General features: G+C 74.4%; 13 protein-coding genes. 11 read left to right on the top strand and 2 right to left on the bottom strand.

Annotated elements, in window-relative coordinates:
* Nucleotides 1–74: 74 nt before the first annotated feature.
* The gene (locus IE287_RS36015) at nt 75–584 is read right to left on the bottom strand and encodes a cysteine dioxygenase (protein ID WP_189853626.1); all 510 of its coding nucleotides are present in this window, start codon (nt 582–584) and stop codon (nt 75–77) included.
* Nucleotides 585–1,255: 671 nt separating this feature from the next.
* Between IE287_RS36015 and IE287_RS36010 the strand changes: the two genes are divergently transcribed.
* From IE287_RS36010 to IE287_RS36000, 3 genes are all read left to right on the top strand, one after another.
* A complete protein-coding gene (locus tag IE287_RS36010; protein WP_015033978.1) occupies nt 1,256–1,519 on the top strand; it encodes a WhiB family transcriptional regulator in 264 nt (87 codons plus the stop codon).
* 358 nt (nt 1,520–1,877) lie between these two features.
* Nucleotides 1,878–5,702 (top strand): glycosyltransferase, encoded by a 3,825-nt coding sequence (locus IE287_RS36005; protein ID WP_189853625.1) that lies wholly within the window; start codon nt 1,878–1,880, stop codon nt 5,700–5,702.
* Nucleotides 5,699–7,213, top strand: a complete 1,515-nt coding sequence (locus IE287_RS36000; protein ID WP_189853624.1) for a DUF5719 family protein — start codon at nt 5,699–5,701, stop codon at nt 7,211–7,213. Before IE287_RS36005 ends, IE287_RS36000 begins: the two co-directional genes overlap by 4 nt.
* A 69-nt stretch (nt 7,214–7,282) precedes the next feature.
* Here IE287_RS36000 and IE287_RS35995 read toward each other — a convergent pair whose 3' ends face one another.
* Nucleotides 7,283–7,747: a metallopeptidase family protein gene (locus IE287_RS35995; RefSeq protein ID WP_189853638.1), complete on the bottom strand. Its 465-nt coding sequence runs from the start codon at nt 7,745–7,747 to the stop codon at nt 7,283–7,285.
* A 298-nt stretch (nt 7,748–8,045) separates the two neighbouring features.
* Between IE287_RS35995 and IE287_RS35990 the strand changes: the two genes are divergently transcribed.
* The 8 genes from IE287_RS35990 to IE287_RS35955 all read left to right on the top strand — a co-directional run bounded on the left by IE287_RS35990 (nt 8,046) and on the right by IE287_RS35955 (nt 16,489).
* The gene (locus IE287_RS35990; protein WP_189853637.1) at nt 8,046–8,477 is read left to right on the top strand and encodes a DUF3499 domain-containing protein; all 432 of its coding nucleotides are present in this window, start codon (nt 8,046–8,048) and stop codon (nt 8,475–8,477) included.
* A 126-nt stretch (nt 8,478–8,603) separates the two neighbouring features.
* Nucleotides 8,604–9,965, top strand: a complete 1,362-nt coding sequence (locus IE287_RS35985) for a phosphomannomutase/phosphoglucomutase (protein ID WP_189853623.1) — start codon at nt 8,604–8,606, stop codon at nt 9,963–9,965.
* A gap of 116 nt (nt 9,966–10,081) precedes the next feature.
* Nucleotides 10,082–10,264, top strand: coding sequence for a Trm112 family protein (locus IE287_RS35980; protein ID WP_189853622.1), 183 nt, complete (start codon nt 10,082–10,084; stop codon nt 10,262–10,264).
* Nucleotides 10,265–10,523: 259 nt separating this feature from the next.
* Nucleotides 10,524–11,672 carry an SIS domain-containing protein gene (locus tag IE287_RS35975; protein WP_189853621.1) on the top strand — a complete coding sequence of 383 codons (1,149 nt, stop codon included), beginning with the start codon at nt 10,524–10,526 and terminating at the stop codon, nt 11,670–11,672.
* Between the two features lie 154 nt (nt 11,673–11,826).
* Nucleotides 11,827–12,978 carry a mannose-6-phosphate isomerase, class I gene (gene manA, locus IE287_RS35970; RefSeq protein WP_189853620.1) on the top strand — a complete coding sequence of 384 codons (1,152 nt, stop codon included), beginning with the start codon at nt 11,827–11,829 and terminating at the stop codon, nt 12,976–12,978.
* A gap of 72 nt (nt 12,979–13,050) precedes the next feature.
* The gene (locus tag IE287_RS35965) at nt 13,051–14,016 is read left to right on the top strand and encodes a cation diffusion facilitator family transporter (protein WP_189853619.1); all 966 of its coding nucleotides are present in this window, start codon (nt 13,051–13,053) and stop codon (nt 14,014–14,016) included.
* Nucleotides 14,017–14,315: 299 nt separating this feature from the next.
* Entirely contained in the window at nt 14,316–15,770 is a 1,455-nt protein-coding gene (gene ahcY, locus IE287_RS35960; protein WP_189853618.1) for an adenosylhomocysteinase, read from the top strand.
* 101 nt (nt 15,771–15,871) lie between these two features.
* A complete protein-coding gene (locus IE287_RS35955; RefSeq protein ID WP_189853617.1) occupies nt 15,872–16,489 on the top strand; it encodes a hypothetical protein in 618 nt (205 codons plus the stop codon).
* The last annotated feature ends 350 nt before the right edge of the window (nt 16,490–16,839 follow it).

Raw genomic sequence — 16,839 nt, 5'->3', positions numbered from 1 at the left:
GCGGCCCGGTCCCCCGAGGGGTGGTGGCCGGGCCGGGCGGCCCCCCCCGGCGGGGGCCGGGGGAGGGCGGGCCGTCAGGCGGTGACGGTCTCCCGGCCGGCCGGGGCGCACCGGCCCTGGTACGACTCGTGCATCGGCATGTCGGTGAGGCCGGGGAAGTAGACGTGCAGGCTGACCACGGGCTCCAGGGAGTCGTTGACGACCTCGTGGACGTATCCGGGCGCGAAGACCCGCTGGGTCCCGGGCCGCATGGTCCGCACGCCCCGGTCCGTGCGCTCCGTCAACTCGCCCTGGAGGACGGTGAGGACGCCGGAGGAGCGGCCGTGGTCGTGGAGGCCGCTGCCCTGGCCCGGCACCCAGGAGAGCAGCCACACCTCGTACCCGGGCCCGGTGCGCAGCCGGTGGTACCAGCGGGTGGTGGCGTCGTACTCGACGTGCGGGGCCCACCGGTCGCGGTCCGCGGCGATCTCGCGGGCGAGACCGGCGAACTCGGCCACGGTGACGGGGTGCTCGCGCTCGGGCTGGAGCAGGTGCGGGACCTCCATGAGGTCGCCGGCGATCTGAAGGTCGCTGTCCATGTTCATGGGCGGGGTTGTTCCTCAGCAGAAACGAAGAGCGGTGGGGGGTCACGGCACGGGGGTCGTACGGGTGACTCGGGTGACGCAGGGTGACGCTGGGGGAAGGGGCCGGAGCTCGGGGGCATCAACAGCCGGAACAGCAACAGCAACAGCGCGCCTGGACAGCGCGGCGGAACCCACGGGCGTGGGTCGCGGCGGGCGCTGCGGTCGCTGGCATGCCACCAAAGTGGCGGGAGGGGTACCCGACTGTCAACTCAATGACCGATTTGGGGGTAATGTTTCACCTCATCCGGTTACGGTGCCCGGAGAAAGGTTTATTCAGCCCGGGAGCAGGCAACACGGCGCCATAGTCGTGCCCGTGGGCGCGGCCGGTGACCGCACGTCCGTGACCGGACTGTGATCCGGATCGCTTCCATGGCTGGATCGCAACAAGATCCAAGTCTCGTACGTCCTTCTGGGCGGAGGCACGACACTGCGGGATCGGCCAGCGGCATGTGTCACGTTTTTGGTGATTTGAACACTTTCCGCATAGGCTTGGTTCCGCAGAGTGAATACGAGGCCCAATAGCAGATCTCGGCTTGACTCGCACAGAGCACGAACTTGTAATTTCACTCGTGTCGTTCGGCCGTTTCGATCACGGCGACACCACGGGACGCACAGACAGACGAGGGGCGCAGATGACCGAGTTGTTCCAGGAACTGCTGGTCGAGGACGCGGACGAGGAACTCGGCTGGCAGGAGCGCGCGCTGTGCGCCCAGACCGACCCCGAGTCCTTCTTCCCCGAGAAGGGCGGCTCGACCCGAGAGGCCAAGAAGGTCTGCCTCGCCTGCGAAGTCCGCTCCGAATGCCTGGAGTACGCGCTCCAGAACGACGAGCGCTTCGGCATCTGGGGAGGCCTCTCCGAGCGCGAGCGGCGCCGGCTGAAGAAGGCCGCCGTCTGAACCGGCCCCCGGCCGGAAACCGCCCCCCGCGAGGAAGCTCACGGAGCACCGCCCGCGGAACCCGGCGAAGACCCCCACGAAGACCCCGACGGTCCGTCCCCGTGCCCGGCACAGGAGGCGGACCGTTCGCTGTTCCCGGCCCCCGCCACGGGCCGCGCCCCACCGGGACCGGACCCGCCCGCGCACCCCGCCCGGCCTCCCGCGCGCACCGCCCGCGCACCCCGCCCGGCCTCCCGCGCACCCGCCCCCGGCGACCGCACCGCCCCGGCCCCGCAGCCGCAGCCACTAGTGTGGGCCTCCGTCCGAGACGCTCCCCACGCCCCCCGCGGGCGACCCCGGCCGGAGGGCCCGTAGCTCGATGTCCTCAACTCCTGAGTTCCCCAGGCACGTCGTCACCGCCGTGCTCGTCACCCACGACGGAGCCCGCTGGCTGCCCGACGCGCTCTCCGGGCTGCTCGCCCAGGAGCGCCCGGTGCAGGGCGTGATCGCCGCCGACACCGGCAGCGCCGACGACTCCGCACAGCTCGTCGCCGACGCCATCGGCGCCGACCGCGTCCTGCACCTCGCGCGCCGCACCGGCTTCGGCGCCGCCGTCGACGAGGCCGTCCGCACCGCCCCCGTGCTCGGACCCGAGGACCTGCCCTACCTCAAGCGCCCCAGCGGCTGGGACCCCGTCAGCCGCACCTGGAACGACGAGGCCTACGACCTCCCCGACCTCCCGCACGGCGAACCCGTCCAGTGGCTCTGGCTGCTCCACGACGACTGCGCCCCCGAGCCCGGCGCCCTCGCCGAGCTCCTCCGCGTCGCCGACGCGGACGACGACGCCGCCGTCATCGGCCCCAAGCTGCGCGGCTGGTACGACAGGAAGCAGCTCCTCGAGGTCGGCGTCACCCTCGCCCGCAGCGGCCGCCGCTGGACCGGACTCGACCGGCGCGAGCAGGACCAGGGCCAGCACGACCAGGTCCGCTCCGTCCTCTCCGTCTCCACCGCCGGCATGCTCGTCCGCCGCGACGTCTTCGAGGCCCTCGGCGGCTTCGACCGCCGCCTGCCCCTGATGCGCGACGACGTCGACCTGTGCTGGCGCGCCCACTCCGCCGGCCACCGCGTCCTCGTCGCCCCCGACGCCGCCCTCCGGCACGCCGAGGCATCCGCCCGCGAGCGCCGCACCGTCGACTGCGCCGGCCGCACCGCCGCCAGCCCGCACCGCGTCGACAAGGCCGCGGCCGTCTACACCCTGCTCGCCAACACCCCCGGCCGCGCCCTCCCGTACGTCTTCCTCCGCCTCGTCCTCGGCACCCTGGTCCGCGCCCTCGGCCTGCTGGTCGGCAAGGACCCCGGCCAGGCCGTCGACGAGATCACCGGTCTCCTCGCCACCGTGCTGCGCCCCGAGCGGATCCTCGCCGCGCGCAGGCGGCGCAAGAACCCGGCCGTCCCCCTCGGCGACTTCCGCCCGCTCTTCCCGCCGCCCGGCGCCACCGTCCGCGCCGCCGCCGAGCAGATCGCCTCCCACTTCGGCGGCGACGAGTCCGACTCCGGCTCCCGCCACGGCGCCGTCGAGTCCGGCCCCGGCGGCGACGACGCCGACTTCCTGGAGATCGAGCAGTTCGCCCGCCTGAAGAAGGTCGCCCGCAAGCCCGGGCCGGTCCTCTTCGCCCTCCTCCTCGTCGTCTCCCTCGTCGCCTGCCGCAACCTCTTCGCCGGCGGCTCCCTCGCCGGCGGCGTCCTGCTGCCCGCCCCCGACACCGTCTCCGAGCTGTGGAGCCGGTACGCGGACGCCTGGCACGCCCTCGGCACCGGCGGCACCCAGAGCGCCCCGCCCTACCTCGGCATCCTCGCCGCGCTCTCCGCCCTCTTCCTCGGCTCCACCTCGACCGCGCTGACCGTCCTGCTCGTCTGCTCGGTCCCGCTCGCCGGCTTCACCGCCTACTTCGCCGCCCGCGGCCTCGTCGGCTCCCGGCTCCTGCTCGCCTGGGGCGCCATCGCCTACGCCTTCCTGCCCGCCGCCACCGGCGCCCTCGCCACCGGCCGGCTCGGCACCGCGATCCTCGCGATCCTGCTCCCGCTGATCGCCCGCGCCGCCGTCGCCGCCCACGGCTTCAACCGCCCCGACCGCGGCAGCTGGCGCGCCACCTGGGCCTACGCCCTGCTGCTCACCGTCGCCACCGCGTTCACCCCGGTCGTGTGGCCGCTCGCGGTCCTCCTCGGCCTCGGCGTCCTCGCCTTCCGCCGCGACGACATCACCGCGTACGGGCTCCGCTTCCTCGCCGCCGCGGGCGTCCCGGTCCTGGCCCTGGCCCCCTGGTCGCTCTCGCTGCTGACCGACCCCTCCGCCTTCCTCCACGAGGCCGGACTCGACCTCCGCACCGGCACCGCCTCCGCCGTCGACCTGCTCGCGAGCAGCCCCGGCGGCCCCGGCACCACCGGCGGACTCCTCCTCCTCGGCCTGGTCCTGGCCGCGCTCGCCGCGCTCCTGCGCGAGGAGCGCCGCCTCGCCGTCCTCGCCGCCTGGACCGCCGCCCTCGCCGGCCTCCTCTTCGCCGCCCTGGCCAACGGCGCCGACGGCACCGGCTGGGCCGGCCCCGCCACCCTCGTCTACGGCTCCGCCCTCATCGCCGCCGGCATGCTCGGCGCCGAGGGCGGCCGCAGCCGCGTCGCCGCCCACGGCTTCGGCTGGCGCCAGCCCGTCGCCGCGCTGATCGCCCTCGCCTGCGCCCTCGGCCCCGCCGTCGCCGCCGCCGGCTGGATGATCGGCGGCGCCGACGGCCCGCTGACCCGCCGCGACCCCGTCCAGGTCCCCGCCTTCGTCGCCGAGGAGAGCGGCCAGGAGGACCAGCCCCGCACCCTGGTGCTCTCCGGCAGCTCGCCCGGCGCGGTCGACTACACCCTGGTCCGCGGCTCCGGCGCCCGCCTCGGCGACGCCGAGCTGACCGCGACCGCCGAGCCCGACCCCCGCCTCGACTCCGTCGTCGCCAAGCTCGTCGCGGGCTCCGGCGCCGACCAGACGCAGGAGCTGAGCGCCTTCGCCATCCGGTACGTGCTCGTGAAGGACGGCTCGCCGCGCCAGATGAGCCGCGTCCTCGACACCACCCCCGGCATCTCCCGCCTCAGCCAGCTCGACGGCGCCGCGCTCTGGCGCGTCGACCGCGAGATCGCCCGCGTGATGATCGTCCCGCCCGCCGCCAGGGCCGACGCCGCGACGGCCGCCGCCGGCGAGGCCGCCAAGCCGGTCCTCGTCCCCGCCGGGCCGGTCGAGGCCCACGCGGACGTCCCGGCCGGCCCGGCGGGCCGCGTCCTGCGCGTCGCCGACCGCGCCGACGAGGGCTGGACCGCCACCCTCGACGGCGAGCCGCTCACCCCGACCACCGTCGACGGCTGGGCCCAGGGCTTCCAGCTCCCCGCCGGGGGCGGCCGCCTCGACCTCACCTACGACGAGCCGTTCGCGCACACCGTCTGGATCTGGACCCAGCTCGGCCTCGCCGTCGTCCTCGTCGTCCTCGCCCTGCCCGGCCGCCGCCGCGAGATCGACGACGACCTGCCCGAGGAGGAGGCGGCCATCCCGGCCCAGGCCACCGACGGCGACGGCCGCCGCGCCCGCCGCCTGCGCGCCGCGGCCGAGGCCGAGGCCGCCGCGGCCGCCGCCGAGGCGTCCGAGGACGGCCCCGGCCTCCCCGAGGCCGGCCACGCCGCCGAGTCCCCCGCCATCCCCGGCCAGCAGACCGCCGAACCGGACGAGTGGGACACCGGCGCCCAGGACCCGGCCTACGCCCAGCAGTACGCCCCCGCCGCCTACGACCAGCAGGGCTACGCCCAGGAGTACGCCGCGGACCCGTACCAGCAGCAGGCGTACGCGTACCCCCAGCAGGGCTACGACCAGGGCTACGACCCGCAGACCGGCTACCCCGCGCCCCAGGGGTACGACCAGGGCCAGGGGTACGACCAGGGGCACGGCTACGACCCGGCGCAGGGCTACGACCAGGGCCAGGGCTACGACCAGGGCCAGGGCTACGACCAGGGCCAGGGCTACGACGCCACCGGGACGTACGACCCCCGGGCCCCCCAGGGCCACGACCCGCGGGACCCGCAGACGTACGACCCGCAGGACGGCTACGCGGACGGCTACGGCTACGGCTACCCGCAGGGCCACGAGACCGAGCAGCGTCCCGACGGGAGCAGCAACCAGTGAAGCGCACCACCCTCTCCCTGATCGCGGTCGCCACCGCCCTCGCCGCCGTCACCGGCTTCGCCGCGCTGACCGCCCCCGGCGAGCCCGCCGCGGCCTCCGCCGCCCCCGCACCGCAGGCCGCCCGGCTCCCCGTCGAGCGCACCAGCCTGCTCTGCCCCGCCCCGAGCGCCTCGGAGATCGCCGAGACGCTCGTCACCTCGTACACCCCGCCCGGCACCACCGCCCCGGCCGGCGGCGACACGGCCGCCAAGCCCACCGCCGTCCTCGGCGTCGCCGGGAACCCGAACGCCCCGGCGGGCAAGAACACCAAGGCGCCCGCCTCCGTCACCGCCCCCGGCAAACCCGTCTCCACCCAGGTCGACGGCCCCGTCGGCCACGGCCTCGCCGGCATCGCCACCGGCACCCTCGCCCCCGGGTGGACCGTCCAGCAGACCACCCTCCTCCCGGCCGGCGCCGCCCGCGGCCTCTCCGGCGTCGGCTGCGCCGCCCCGGACACCGACTTCTGGTTCCCGGCCGCCTCCACCGCCAAGGGCCGCTCCGACTACGTCCACCTCACCAACCCGGACGACACCCTCGCCGTCGCCGACATCGAGCTGTACGGCCCCGAGGGCGAGCTGAAGACCTCCATCCCCGAGGGCGTCCAGGTCCCGCCGCGCTCCACCGTCCCCGTCCTCCTCGGCCCCCTCCTCACCGGAGGCGCCCAGGAGAACCTGACGGCCCACGTCACCACCCGCAGCGGCCGGGTCGGCGCCTCCCTCGGCTCCGCCACCGACGGCCTCGGCAGCGACTGGCTCGCCGCCTCCGCCGACCCGGCGGCCCGCGCCCTGCTCCCCGGCATCCCGGGCGACGCCACCGGCGTCCGCCTCGTCGCCTTCGCCCCCGGCGACTCCGACGCCGACCTGAAGATCCAGCTGGTCACCCCGAACGGCACGATCGTCCCGGCGGCCGCCGAGTCCCTGCACGTCAAGGCCGGCATGACCGCCTCCGTCGACCTGCCCGACCTCACCCGCGGCGCCGCCGCCTCGCTGCTGCTCACCCCGAGCGACCCCAAGAAGCCGGTCCCGGTCGTGGCCGCGCTCCGGATCGTCCGCGGCAAGGGCGCGAAGCAGGAGATGGCGTTCATCCCCGCGGCGGCCCCGGTCACCGCCCGCGCCACCGTCGCCGACAACCGCGCCCAGGGCACCGCCCTCACCCTCAGCGCCCCCGAGGGCGCCGCCCAGGTGAAGGTCACCGCCTCGGCCGGCACCGGCGGCGGCACCCCCGCCACCCGGACGGTCCCGCTCAAGGCGGGCACCACGACCGTCCTGACCGACCTCGCCCCCAAGGGCGTCAAGGGCTCCTACGCGCTGACCGTGGAACCGGTCGCGGGCGGCGGACCGGTGTACGCGGCGCGCACCCTCGCCGTCGCGGAGGACGGCATCCCGATGTTCACCGTCCAGACCCTGGTGGACGACCGCGGCACGGTCCAGGTCCCGACCGCCCGCCAGGACCTGACGGTCCTCGACGACTGACGCCCCGCCGGCAGGGGCCGGCGCGCCCGCCCGCACGGGCGGGCGCCGGTCCCGCCCGTACCGGAGGGCTCAGTCCTGCCCGTACCGGGGATCGACCGACTCGGGGGAGAGGCCGAGCAGCTCGGCGACCTGCTCCACCACGACCTCGTGGACCAGCACCGCCCGCTCGTCGCGCGACTTGGACCGGATCTCCACCGGACGCCGGTAGACGACCACCCGCGCCGGCTCCCGCTTCTCCGCCGGCACCGAACCGCCCAGCGGCACCGTCTCGCCCGAGCCCACCGGCGGCACCTCCAGGATCATGAACTCGACGTCCTGGAGCTGCGGCCAGCGCCGCTCCAGCCGTTCCACCGAGTCCAGCACCAGATCGCGGAAGGTGTCCGCGCGGCTCACGGAGAGCGGCACCTGCGGCGGCGCGACCGGCCCCCGCATCCCGCGGCCGTGCCGGTCGCGCCGGCGGACCCGCGGCTCGGCCGGCGGCTCCCCGGAGCTCTGCGGGGGGCCCGGCGGTCCGGGCGGCACAGGAGTGTCCATCACTGACGCAGCGTAACTCTCCTGGGTCACTCCGCACCGTGGCGTGGACCGGCGGATCGGCGCGCCCCGGCCCCGCCCGCCCCCCGCCCCTGTCGAAACCTGAACATTCCGGCTGTCCGGGGGAACGATTCGGCACCCACCGGCGATCGGCCATCCGGCCGCGCCTGACCGGATTTCTCCCTCTCTCTGTCCGGATCGCCCCCTGTGCCACCCCCCTTGCGCCCCTTGCTCCGCAGGTCAGAGCGGGCACCACCCGAACGGGGGTGTCCGACGTCACACCGCGACACGGTGGAGTGACCTGGGGGAGAGTCGTCGCGGCCCGCTCAAGAGTGCGGTACCGTCCAACGTCGTGAGCCCTGTACGTCGCTGTTCGCGCACTGCGTGCGGCCGCCCTGCCGTCGCGACACTGACGTACGTCTATGCCGACTCGACCGCGGTCCTCGGCCCGCTCGCCACCTACGCCGAGCCCCACTGCTACGACCTGTGCGCCGAGCACAGCGAGCGCCTCACCGCCCCGCGCGGCTGGGAGGTCGTGCGGCTCTCCGACGGTTCCGCCCCCACCCGCCCCAGCGGCGACGACCTGGAGGCCCTGGCCAACGCGGTCCGGGAGGCGGCCCGCCCCCCGGAGCGCGCCGCCGAGGCCGGCAAGCCCGGCACGGGCCGGGGCGGCGACCCCATGGAGGTCGGCCGCCGCGGACACCTCCGGGTGCTCCGCTCCCCCGACAACTGATCCCGTCGCGCCCGGGCGGACGTCCACAACCGGCCACCGCCCGAGTGCCCCACCCCCGTCCCGGGTAGTTTGGGCGTTCCGCACACGCGCCGCACACGCGTGCCGAGAACTCAGGAGGGTGGATCCGTGACTGCCGATCTGTCGCAGATCGTGAAGGCGTACGACGTCCGCGGGGTGGTCCCGGACCAGTGGGACGAGGAGCTCGCCGAACTCTTCGGCGCCGCCTTCGTCCGGGTGACGGACGCCGACGCCATCGTCGTCGGCCATGACATGCGCCCCTCCTCGCCCGGCCTCGCCGACGCCTTCGCGCGCGGCGCGACCCGCCTCGGCGCCGACGTCACCCTCATCGGGCTCTGCTCCACGGACCAGCTGTACTTCGCCTCCGGCAGCCTCGGCCTGCCCGGCGCGATGTTCACCGCCTCGCACAACCCGGCCCAGTACAACGGCATCAAGATGTGCCGCGCCGGCGCCGCCCCCGTCGGCCAGGACACCGGCCTCGCCGACATCCGCGCCCTCGCCGAGCGCTGGCTGGAGGAGGGCGCCCCCGAGGCCGCCGCCACCACCGGCACCGTCACCGAGCGGGACACCCTGGCCGACTACGCCGGCCACCTCAAGGCGCTGGTCGACCTCACCGCGATCCGCCCGCTCAAGGTCGTCGTCGACGCCGGCAACGGCATGGGCGGCCACACCGTCCCCACCGTCTTCGACGGCCTCCCGCTCGACACCGTGCCGATGTACTTCGAGCTCGACGGCACCTTCCCCCACCACGAGGCCAACCCGCTCGACCCGAAGAACATCGTCGACCTCCAGGCCCGCGTCCGCGCCGAGGGCGCCGACCTCGGCCTGGCCTTCGACGGCGACGCCGACCGCTGCTTCGTCGTCGACGAGCGCGGCGAGCCGGTCTCCCCCTCCGCGATCACCGCCCTCGTCGCCGCCCGCGAGCTCGCCAAGCACCCCGGCGGAACGATCATCCACAACCTGATCACCTCCTGGTCGGTCCCCGAGGTCGTCCGCGAGAACGGCGGCGCCCCCGTCCGCACCCGCGTCGGCCACTCCTTCATCAAGGAGGAGATGGCGAAGTCCGGGGCGATCTTCGGCGGCGAGCACTCGGCGCACTACTACTTCAAGGACTTCTGGAACGCCGACACCGGCATGCTCGCCGCCCTCCACGTCCTCGCCGCCCTCGGCGGCCAGGAGGGCCCGCTCTCCGAGCTCGTCGCCGCCTACGACCGCTACACCGGCTCCGGCGAGATCAACTCCACCGTCGCCGACCAGGCCGCCAGGACCGCCGCGGTCAAGGCCGCCTACGCCGGCCGGGACGGCGTCACCCTCGACGAGCTCGACGGCCTCACCGTCGCCGCCGCCGACTGGTGGTTCAACCTCCGCCCGTCCAACACCGAGCCGCTGCTCCGCCTCAACGTCGAGGCCCGCGACGCGGCCACCATGGCCGCGGTCCGCGACGAGGTCCTCGCCCTCGTCCGCGCCTGACCCGACACCCGCCCGCCCCGCCCCGGGGGCGGGGAGCCGCCGCTCGCCGAGCCGCGACTCCCCGCCCCCGGCGGTAGGCTGACCAGCACCATTCACTTGGTACGAAGGGACACCCCATGCCGCTCGAAGCCGGCCTCCTGGAGATCCTGGCCTGCCCGGCCTGCCACGCTCCGCTGAACGACCGCACGGCGGACGAGACCCCCGAGCTGGTCTGCACGTCCCCCGACTGCGGCCTCGCCTACCCCGTGCGCGACGCCATCCCCGTCCTCCTGGTGGACGAAGCCCGCCGCCCCGCCTGACCGCCCCGCGACCCCTCCGCGGACAGACGCCCCACGGGCGCCCCACGAGAGCTTGGTGGGCGGGCGCCCCACGGGCGCTTCGCGGGCAGGCGTTCCGCGAGGGCGGAACGGGTGGGCACAGACCCCCGGGGCGACGCCCGACCCCAGGGACACCCACCCGGAGCGCCCGCACCGCATCCACACCCGCGCCGCGCCGCACGCCGCACCGCACCCGCGCCGCGCCGCACGGCACACCGCGCCCGCCCAGGAGGCCCGCCACATGCTGGACGAGACCCTGCTCGACGCACCGGACGCCCTCGCCCTGGCCGACCGCCGCGGCCTTCTGCGCGGCGCCGCCGAGGCCGGCGCCCGGGTCCGCACCGCCGCCCGCCACGCCGCCGAGGCCGGCATCGCCGACCTCCGCCCCGAGGGCCGGCCCCGCGCCGTCCTCGTCGCGGGCCCCGGCACCGCCGCCGCCGGCGTCGCCGACCTGATCGGCGCCCTCGCCGGCGCCTCCGCCCCCGTCGTACGCCTCGCTCCCACCGGCGTCGCACCCGCCGCCGGCGCCCTGCGCTGGGCCCTGCCCGGCTGGGCCGGCTCCGTGGACCTGCTCCTCCTCCCCACCGCCGACGGCTCCGAGCCCGGCCTCGCGCTCCTCGCCGAGCAGGCGTACCGCCGCGGCATCACCGTCGTCGCCGTCGCCCCCGAGGGCTCCCCGCTCTCCGAGGCCGTCAGCGGCTCCCGCGGCCTCTTCGTCCCGCTGGCGATGGCCCCGCACGAGGCGCCCGACGAGTACGGCGAGAGCCTCGCCGCCAGCCCCGGCGCCCTCTGGGCCCTCTTCACCCCCCTCCTCGCCCTCCTCGACCGCGTCGGCCTCATCGAGGCCCCGCCCGAGGCGCTGGAGCGGGTCGCCGACCGGCTCGACCGCACCGCCGAGCGCTGCGGCCCCGCCATCGCCACCTACTCCAACCCGGCCAAGACCCTCGCCGCCGAGCTCGCCGAGTCCCTCCCCCTCGTCTGGACCGAGGGCGAAGCCGCCGGACCGGCCGGGCGCCGCTTCGCCGCCGTCCTCGCCGAACTCGCCGGCCTCCCCGCCCTCGCCGCCGAACTCCCCGAGGCGCTCCCCGCCCACGGCGTCCTCCTCGCCGGCGCCTACGCCGCCGCGGCCGACCCCGACGACTTCTTCCGCGACCGCGTCGAGGAGAGCCAGGCGCCCCGCGCCCGGGTCGTCCTCCTCCGCGACCGGCCCGCGGGCGCCCTCAGCGCCGCCCCCGCCGCCCGCGAACTCGCCCTCGGCCACGACACCGCCGTCAGCGAGCTCGAACCCGAGGAGGGCGACGCCCTGGAGACCCTCGCGGAGCTCCTCGCCGTCACCGACTTCGCCGCCGTCTACCTCTCGCTGGCGACCTCGGGCCACATGGCCCCCTGACCCCGGGCGCGGCACGGGGACCCGGCCGCGGCACCCCCGGCGTACGGCCCCGGACACCCCCCGGTCGGCTTCCGGACGCCCGTGTGTCACCCGCCCCCTGTCATCTGTCGTCTGGCACCGTCACCGTCACCGCCCCGAGGAGCTGGAAGCCACCATGGAACGCCTCGTCAACGCCGTCCGCCCCTACGCCTGGGGATCCACGACGGCCATCCCGGAACTGCTCGGCACCGCCCCCACCGGCGAGCCGCAGGCCGAGATGTGGATGGGCGCGCACCCCGGTGCTCCCTCGCTGACCGCCCGAGGACCGCTCAACGAGCTGATCGAGGCCGACCCGGTACGCGAACTGGGCGCCGCCGCCGTCGAGAAGTTCGGCCCCCGCCTGCCCTTCCTCCTCAAGCTCCTGGCCGCCGGCGCCCCGCTCTCCCTCCAGGTCCACCCCGACCTGGAGCAGGCCCGCGCCGGGTTCGCCGCCGAGGAGGCCGCCGGCATCCCGGTCGACGCGCCGCACCGCACGTACAAGGACACCAACCACAAGCCCGAGATGATCTGCGCGCTGACCCCCTTCGAAGGGTTCTGCGGATTCCGGGCGCCCGCCGAGGCCGCCGGCACCCTCGCCGCCCTCGGCGTCGACTCCCTCAAGCCGTACGCCGACCTCCTCCTCGCCCACCCGGAGGAGGCCGCCCTCCGCGAGGTCCTCACGGCCCTGCTCACCGCCGACCCGGAGGAGATGGCGCAGACCGTCACCGAGGCCGCCGAGGCCGCGGACCGGCTGGGCGGCGACCTCGCCCCGTACGCCGTCCTCGCCCACCACTTCCCGGGCGACCCCGGCGTCATCGCCGCGATGCTCCTCCACCACGTCCGGCTCCAGCCCGGCGAGGCCCTCTACCTGGGCGCCGGCGTCCCGCACGCCTACGTCTCCGGCCTCGGCGTCGAGATCATGGCCAACAGCGACAACGTGCTCCGCTGCGGCCTCACCCCCAAGCACGTCGACGTCCCCGAGCTCCTCCGGGTCGTCCGCCTGGAGCCCGGCGACCCCGCCGTCCTGCGCCCCGAGGCCTCCCCGACGGGCGAGGAGGTCTACGAGACCCCCATCGACGAGTTCCGGCTCTCCCGCCTCGTCCGGGCCGAGGGCGCCGTCCCCACCGACCTGACCGCCGGCACCCCGCAGATCCTGCTCGCCACCGCCGGCCACCCGAAAGCGGGCGAAATCGTCCTGGGCCCGGGTGAATCGGCCTTCGTCCCCGCCGGCGAGTCCGTCGAACTGTCCGGAGCGGGCACCGTGTTCCGCGCCACCGTCGTGGCCTGATGCAACAATGACCGGCCGTACCGCGGCCTCGGTCACCGGGCCGGAGCACCGACGAAGGGAACAGACAGACCCATGAGCGCGTCAGGCGGAACCAAGGCGATCGTGGCGGCCCTCGCCGCCAACCTCGCGATCGCCGCAGCCAAGTTCGTGGCGTTCCTCTTCAGTGGCTCGTCCTCGATGCTCGCCGAGAGCGTCCACTCCCTCGCCGACTCCGGCAACCAGGGCCTGCTCCTGCTCGGCGGCAAGAAGGCCCAGCGGGAGGCCACCCCCCAGCACCCCTTCGGCTACGGGCGCGAGCGCTACATCTACGCCTTCCTCGTCTCCATCGTGCTCTTCTCCGTCGGCGGCATGTTCGCCATCTACGAGGGCTACGAGAAGATCCACGACCCGCACCCGATCGAGGCCTGGTACTGGCCGGTCGGCGTCCTGGTCTTCGCGATCATCGCCGAGTCCTTCTCCTTCCGCACCGCCATCAAGGAGTCGAACGCGGTCCGAGGCGGCCTGACCTGGACGCAGTTCGTCCGCCGCGCCAAGGCCCCCGAGCTGCCCGTCGTCCTCCTGGAGGACCTCGGCGCCCTCGTCGGCCTCGTCCTCGCCCTCGGCGGCGTGGGCCTCGCCCTCCTCACCGGCGACGGCGTCTGGGACGGCATCGGCACCCTCTGCATCGGCGTCCTGCTCATCCTCATCGCGATCGTCCTCGCCCTGGAGACCAAGTCGCTCCTGCTCGGCGAGGCCGCCGGCCTCGACGAGGTGAAGAAGATCGAGGAGGCGATCGTCGACGGCGACACCGTCACCCGCCTCATCCACATGCGCACCCTCCACCTCGGCCCCGAGGAGCTCCTCGTCGCCGCGAAGATCGCCGTCGCGACCGACGAGACCGCCCCCCAGGTCGCCGCCGCCATCAACGCCGCCGAGGAGCGCATCCGCGCGGCCGTCCCGATCGCCCGGGTCATCTACCTGGAACCGGACATCTACGACGCCGCCGCGGCCGCCGCGGGTGCGAACCCGGCCAAGACTCCGGGCGGATCCGGCCACTGAGCCCCCGCACCACCCGTCGAACATCCTGATGAGGCCCCCGGAGCGCACCGCGCGCACCCGGGGGCCTCGTCCGTACGGCCTGCGGCCGGTGCTCCGACCGGTGTAGATTCGTGATGAGCCAGACGTCGCTGCTGATGGCGGTCGGGCGGCCCCCCAGGGGCCGGCCGAGGGAGAGAGGGCCTCCGACGACTGCACCGCGAACCACCCGGGCATTCGTGTGCCCGCAGGTGCCTCGACCGCGGTGTCAGGCGCCGTACACCGACCCTCGCCACTCGATCCCACGAGGAGCAGCACCCGTCATGACGACTGCCGCACAGCAGGACTTCAAGGTCGCCGACCTGTCCCTGGCCGCTTTCGGCCGCAAGGAGATCACCCTCGCCGAGCACGAGATGCCCGGTCTGATGGCGATCCGCCGCGAGTACGCCGAGACGCAGCCGCTGGCCGGCGCCCGGATCACCGGTTCCCTCCACATGACGGTGCAGACGGCCGTCCTGATCGAGACGCTCGTCGCGCTCGGCGCCGAGGTCCGCTGGGCCTCCTGCAACATCTTCTCCACCCAGGACCACGCCGCCGCGGCCATCGCCGTGGGCCCGGACGGGACCCCGGAGGACCCGCGGGGCGTCCCGGTCTTCGCCTGGAAGGGCGAGACCCTGGAGGAGTACTGGTGGTGCACCGAGCAGGCCCTGACCTGGCCGAACACCCCCACCGGCGGCCCGAACATGATCCTGGACGACGGCGGTGACGCCACCCTCCTCGTCCACAAGGGCGTCGAGTTCGAGAAGGCCGGCTCCGCCCCGGACCCGGCCACCGCGGACAGCGAGGAGTACGGCTACATCCTCCGCCTCCTCAACCGCACCCTCGCCGAGAGCCCGCAGAAGTGGACCCAGCTGGCGTCCGAGATCCGCGGCGTCACCGAGGAGACCACCACCGGCGTGCACCGTCTCTACGAGATGATGCAGAACGGCACCCTGCTCTTCCCGGCGATCAACGTGAACGACGCCGTGACGAAGTCGAAGTTCGACAACAAGTACGGCTGCCGCCACTCCCTGATCGACGGCATCAACCGCGCCACCGACGTCCTCATCGGCGGCAAGACCGCCGTGGTCTTCGGCTACGGCGACGTCGGCAAGGGCTGCGCCGAGTCCCTGCGCGGCCAGGGCGCCCGGGTGATCGTCACGGAGATCGACCCGATCTGCGCCCTCCAGGCGGCGATGGACGGCTACCAGGTCGCCACCCTTGACGACGTGGTGGAGACCGCCGACATCTTCATCACCACCACGGGCAACAAGGACATCGTCATGGCGTCCGACATGGCCCGCATGAAGCACCAGGCGATCGTCGGCAACATCGGCCACTTCGACAACGAGATCGACATGGCCGGACTCGCCGCCGTCCCCGGCATCGTCAAGGACGAGGTCAAGCCGCAGGTCCACACCTGGACCTTCCCCGACGGCAAGGTCCTCATCGTCCTCTCCGAGGGCCGCCTGCTGAACCTGGGCAACGCCACCGGCCACCCGTCCTTCGTGATGTCCAACTCCTTCGCGGACCAGACCCTGGCCCAGATCGAGCTCTTCACCAAGCCGGAGCAGTACCCGACCGAGGTCTACACGCTCCCGAAGCACCTGGACGAGAAGGTGGCCCGCCTCCACCTCGCCGCCCTCGGCGTGAAGCTCACGACGCTCCGCCCGGAGCAGGCCGCGTACATCGGCGTCCAGGTCGAGGGCCCGTACAAGCCCGACCACTACCGCTACTGACGCCACCGGCGCCCGACGCGCCCCAGGCGACCCACGCAGGCCCCCGGCACCCCCGTGCCGGGGGCCTGCCCCGTCCCTCCTTCTCCTTCCCCCGAGGACCCATGCCCCGCGGCCGCTACTCGCTCCACGACCCCCACGACCACACACCCCTCGGCGAGGAACACTTCCACTGCGCCCCCGGCCCCTCCGGCTGGCGCTACGTCTCGCAGACCACCACCCCCGCCGGTGACCACGCGGGCTCCGTCGACCTGGCCGTCGACGCGCTCGGCCGTCCCATCCGGCTGGAGCTCCACGCGGCGAGCTGGCAGGTCCGCGGCGCCGCCCTCGACGGCGTGACCTGGGTCCGCACGGACCCCACCGGCACCCACGCCACCGAGGGCAACGTCCGCGCCCACGCCTTCACCGGTACCTCCCCGGCGTTCCTGGTCGCCCTCACCCGCCTGCTGCGCCTCGCCCCGGGCGCCCCCGAGACCCGCGTCCGCCTGGTCGCCTTCACGGACCCGGTCCTCGCCCCCCTCACCGTCGACCAGTCCTGGGCCCTCCTGACGAGCGAGGTCCACCCCACCGACCACGGCCCGCTGACCGTCGACGCGTACCAGGTCAGCACCCTCGACACGGGGGAGCGCCACACCGTCCACATCGCCGGCGACGTCGTCCTCGCCGCCCCCGGAGTCGAGCTGGAGGACCTGGACACCCCGCCGTCCGTGTTCCCCGCCTGAGCACCGCACCGCGCCGATGTGCGTGGGGCCCCGAGAAGCTGGTACTGTCCTCCGGTACCCGAAAAAGCCGTTGACACGGTGGACGCGGGGAGGTAGATTCGGATGGTTGCCTAGAGCTGGACAGCTCGGCAGTAATCAACTAGAGTCTGACTCACTCCCGATTCTCATCACGAATCAAAAAAAGCCGCCGATTAGGTAGCCGAAAATGATTCTGATAAAGTCGGAAAGCGCCGGAAGGCCCCGAGGAAATCGAATTCGGGACCGGAAAGCACCGAGGAAATCGGGTCGGAAAGATCTGATAGAGTCGGGAACGAAGGAAGCGCCCGGAGGGCCCGGAAACGGGAACGAAG

This window comes from Streptomyces omiyaensis, from assembly GCF_014650895.1.
GTDB lineage: Bacteria > Actinomycetota > Actinomycetes > Streptomycetales > Streptomycetaceae > Streptomyces > Streptomyces omiyaensis.
The sequence above is the reverse complement of the archived record's forward strand: the minus strand, read 5'-3'. Positions and strand labels throughout refer to the sequence as shown.

Excerpts from the sequence above, each read along its gene's own strand:
- IE287_RS36015 (WP_189853626.1), bottom strand. The coding sequence starts at position 584 with ATGAACATGGACAGCGACCTTCAGATCGCCGGCGACCTCATGGAGGTC.
- IE287_RS36010 (WP_015033978.1), top strand. The coding sequence starts at position 1,256 with ATGACCGAGTTGTTCCAGGAACTGCTGGTCGAGGACGCGGACGAGGAA.
- IE287_RS36005 (WP_189853625.1), top strand. The coding sequence starts at position 1,878 with ATGTCCTCAACTCCTGAGTTCCCCAGGCACGTCGTCACCGCCGTGCTC.
- IE287_RS35995 (WP_189853638.1), bottom strand. The coding sequence starts at position 7,747 with ATGGACACTCCTGTGCCGCCCGGACCGCCGGGCCCCCCGCAGAGCTCC.
- IE287_RS35980 (WP_189853622.1), top strand. The coding sequence starts at position 10,082 with ATGCCGCTCGAAGCCGGCCTCCTGGAGATCCTGGCCTGCCCGGCCTGC.
- IE287_RS35975 (WP_189853621.1), top strand. The coding sequence starts at position 10,524 with ATGCTGGACGAGACCCTGCTCGACGCACCGGACGCCCTCGCCCTGGCC.
- manA (WP_189853620.1), top strand. The coding sequence starts at position 11,827 with ATGGAACGCCTCGTCAACGCCGTCCGCCCCTACGCCTGGGGATCCACG.
- IE287_RS35965 (WP_189853619.1), top strand. The coding sequence starts at position 13,051 with ATGAGCGCGTCAGGCGGAACCAAGGCGATCGTGGCGGCCCTCGCCGCC.
- ahcY (WP_189853618.1), top strand. The coding sequence starts at position 14,316 with ATGACGACTGCCGCACAGCAGGACTTCAAGGTCGCCGACCTGTCCCTG.
- IE287_RS35955 (WP_189853617.1), top strand. The coding sequence starts at position 15,872 with ATGCCCCGCGGCCGCTACTCGCTCCACGACCCCCACGACCACACACCC.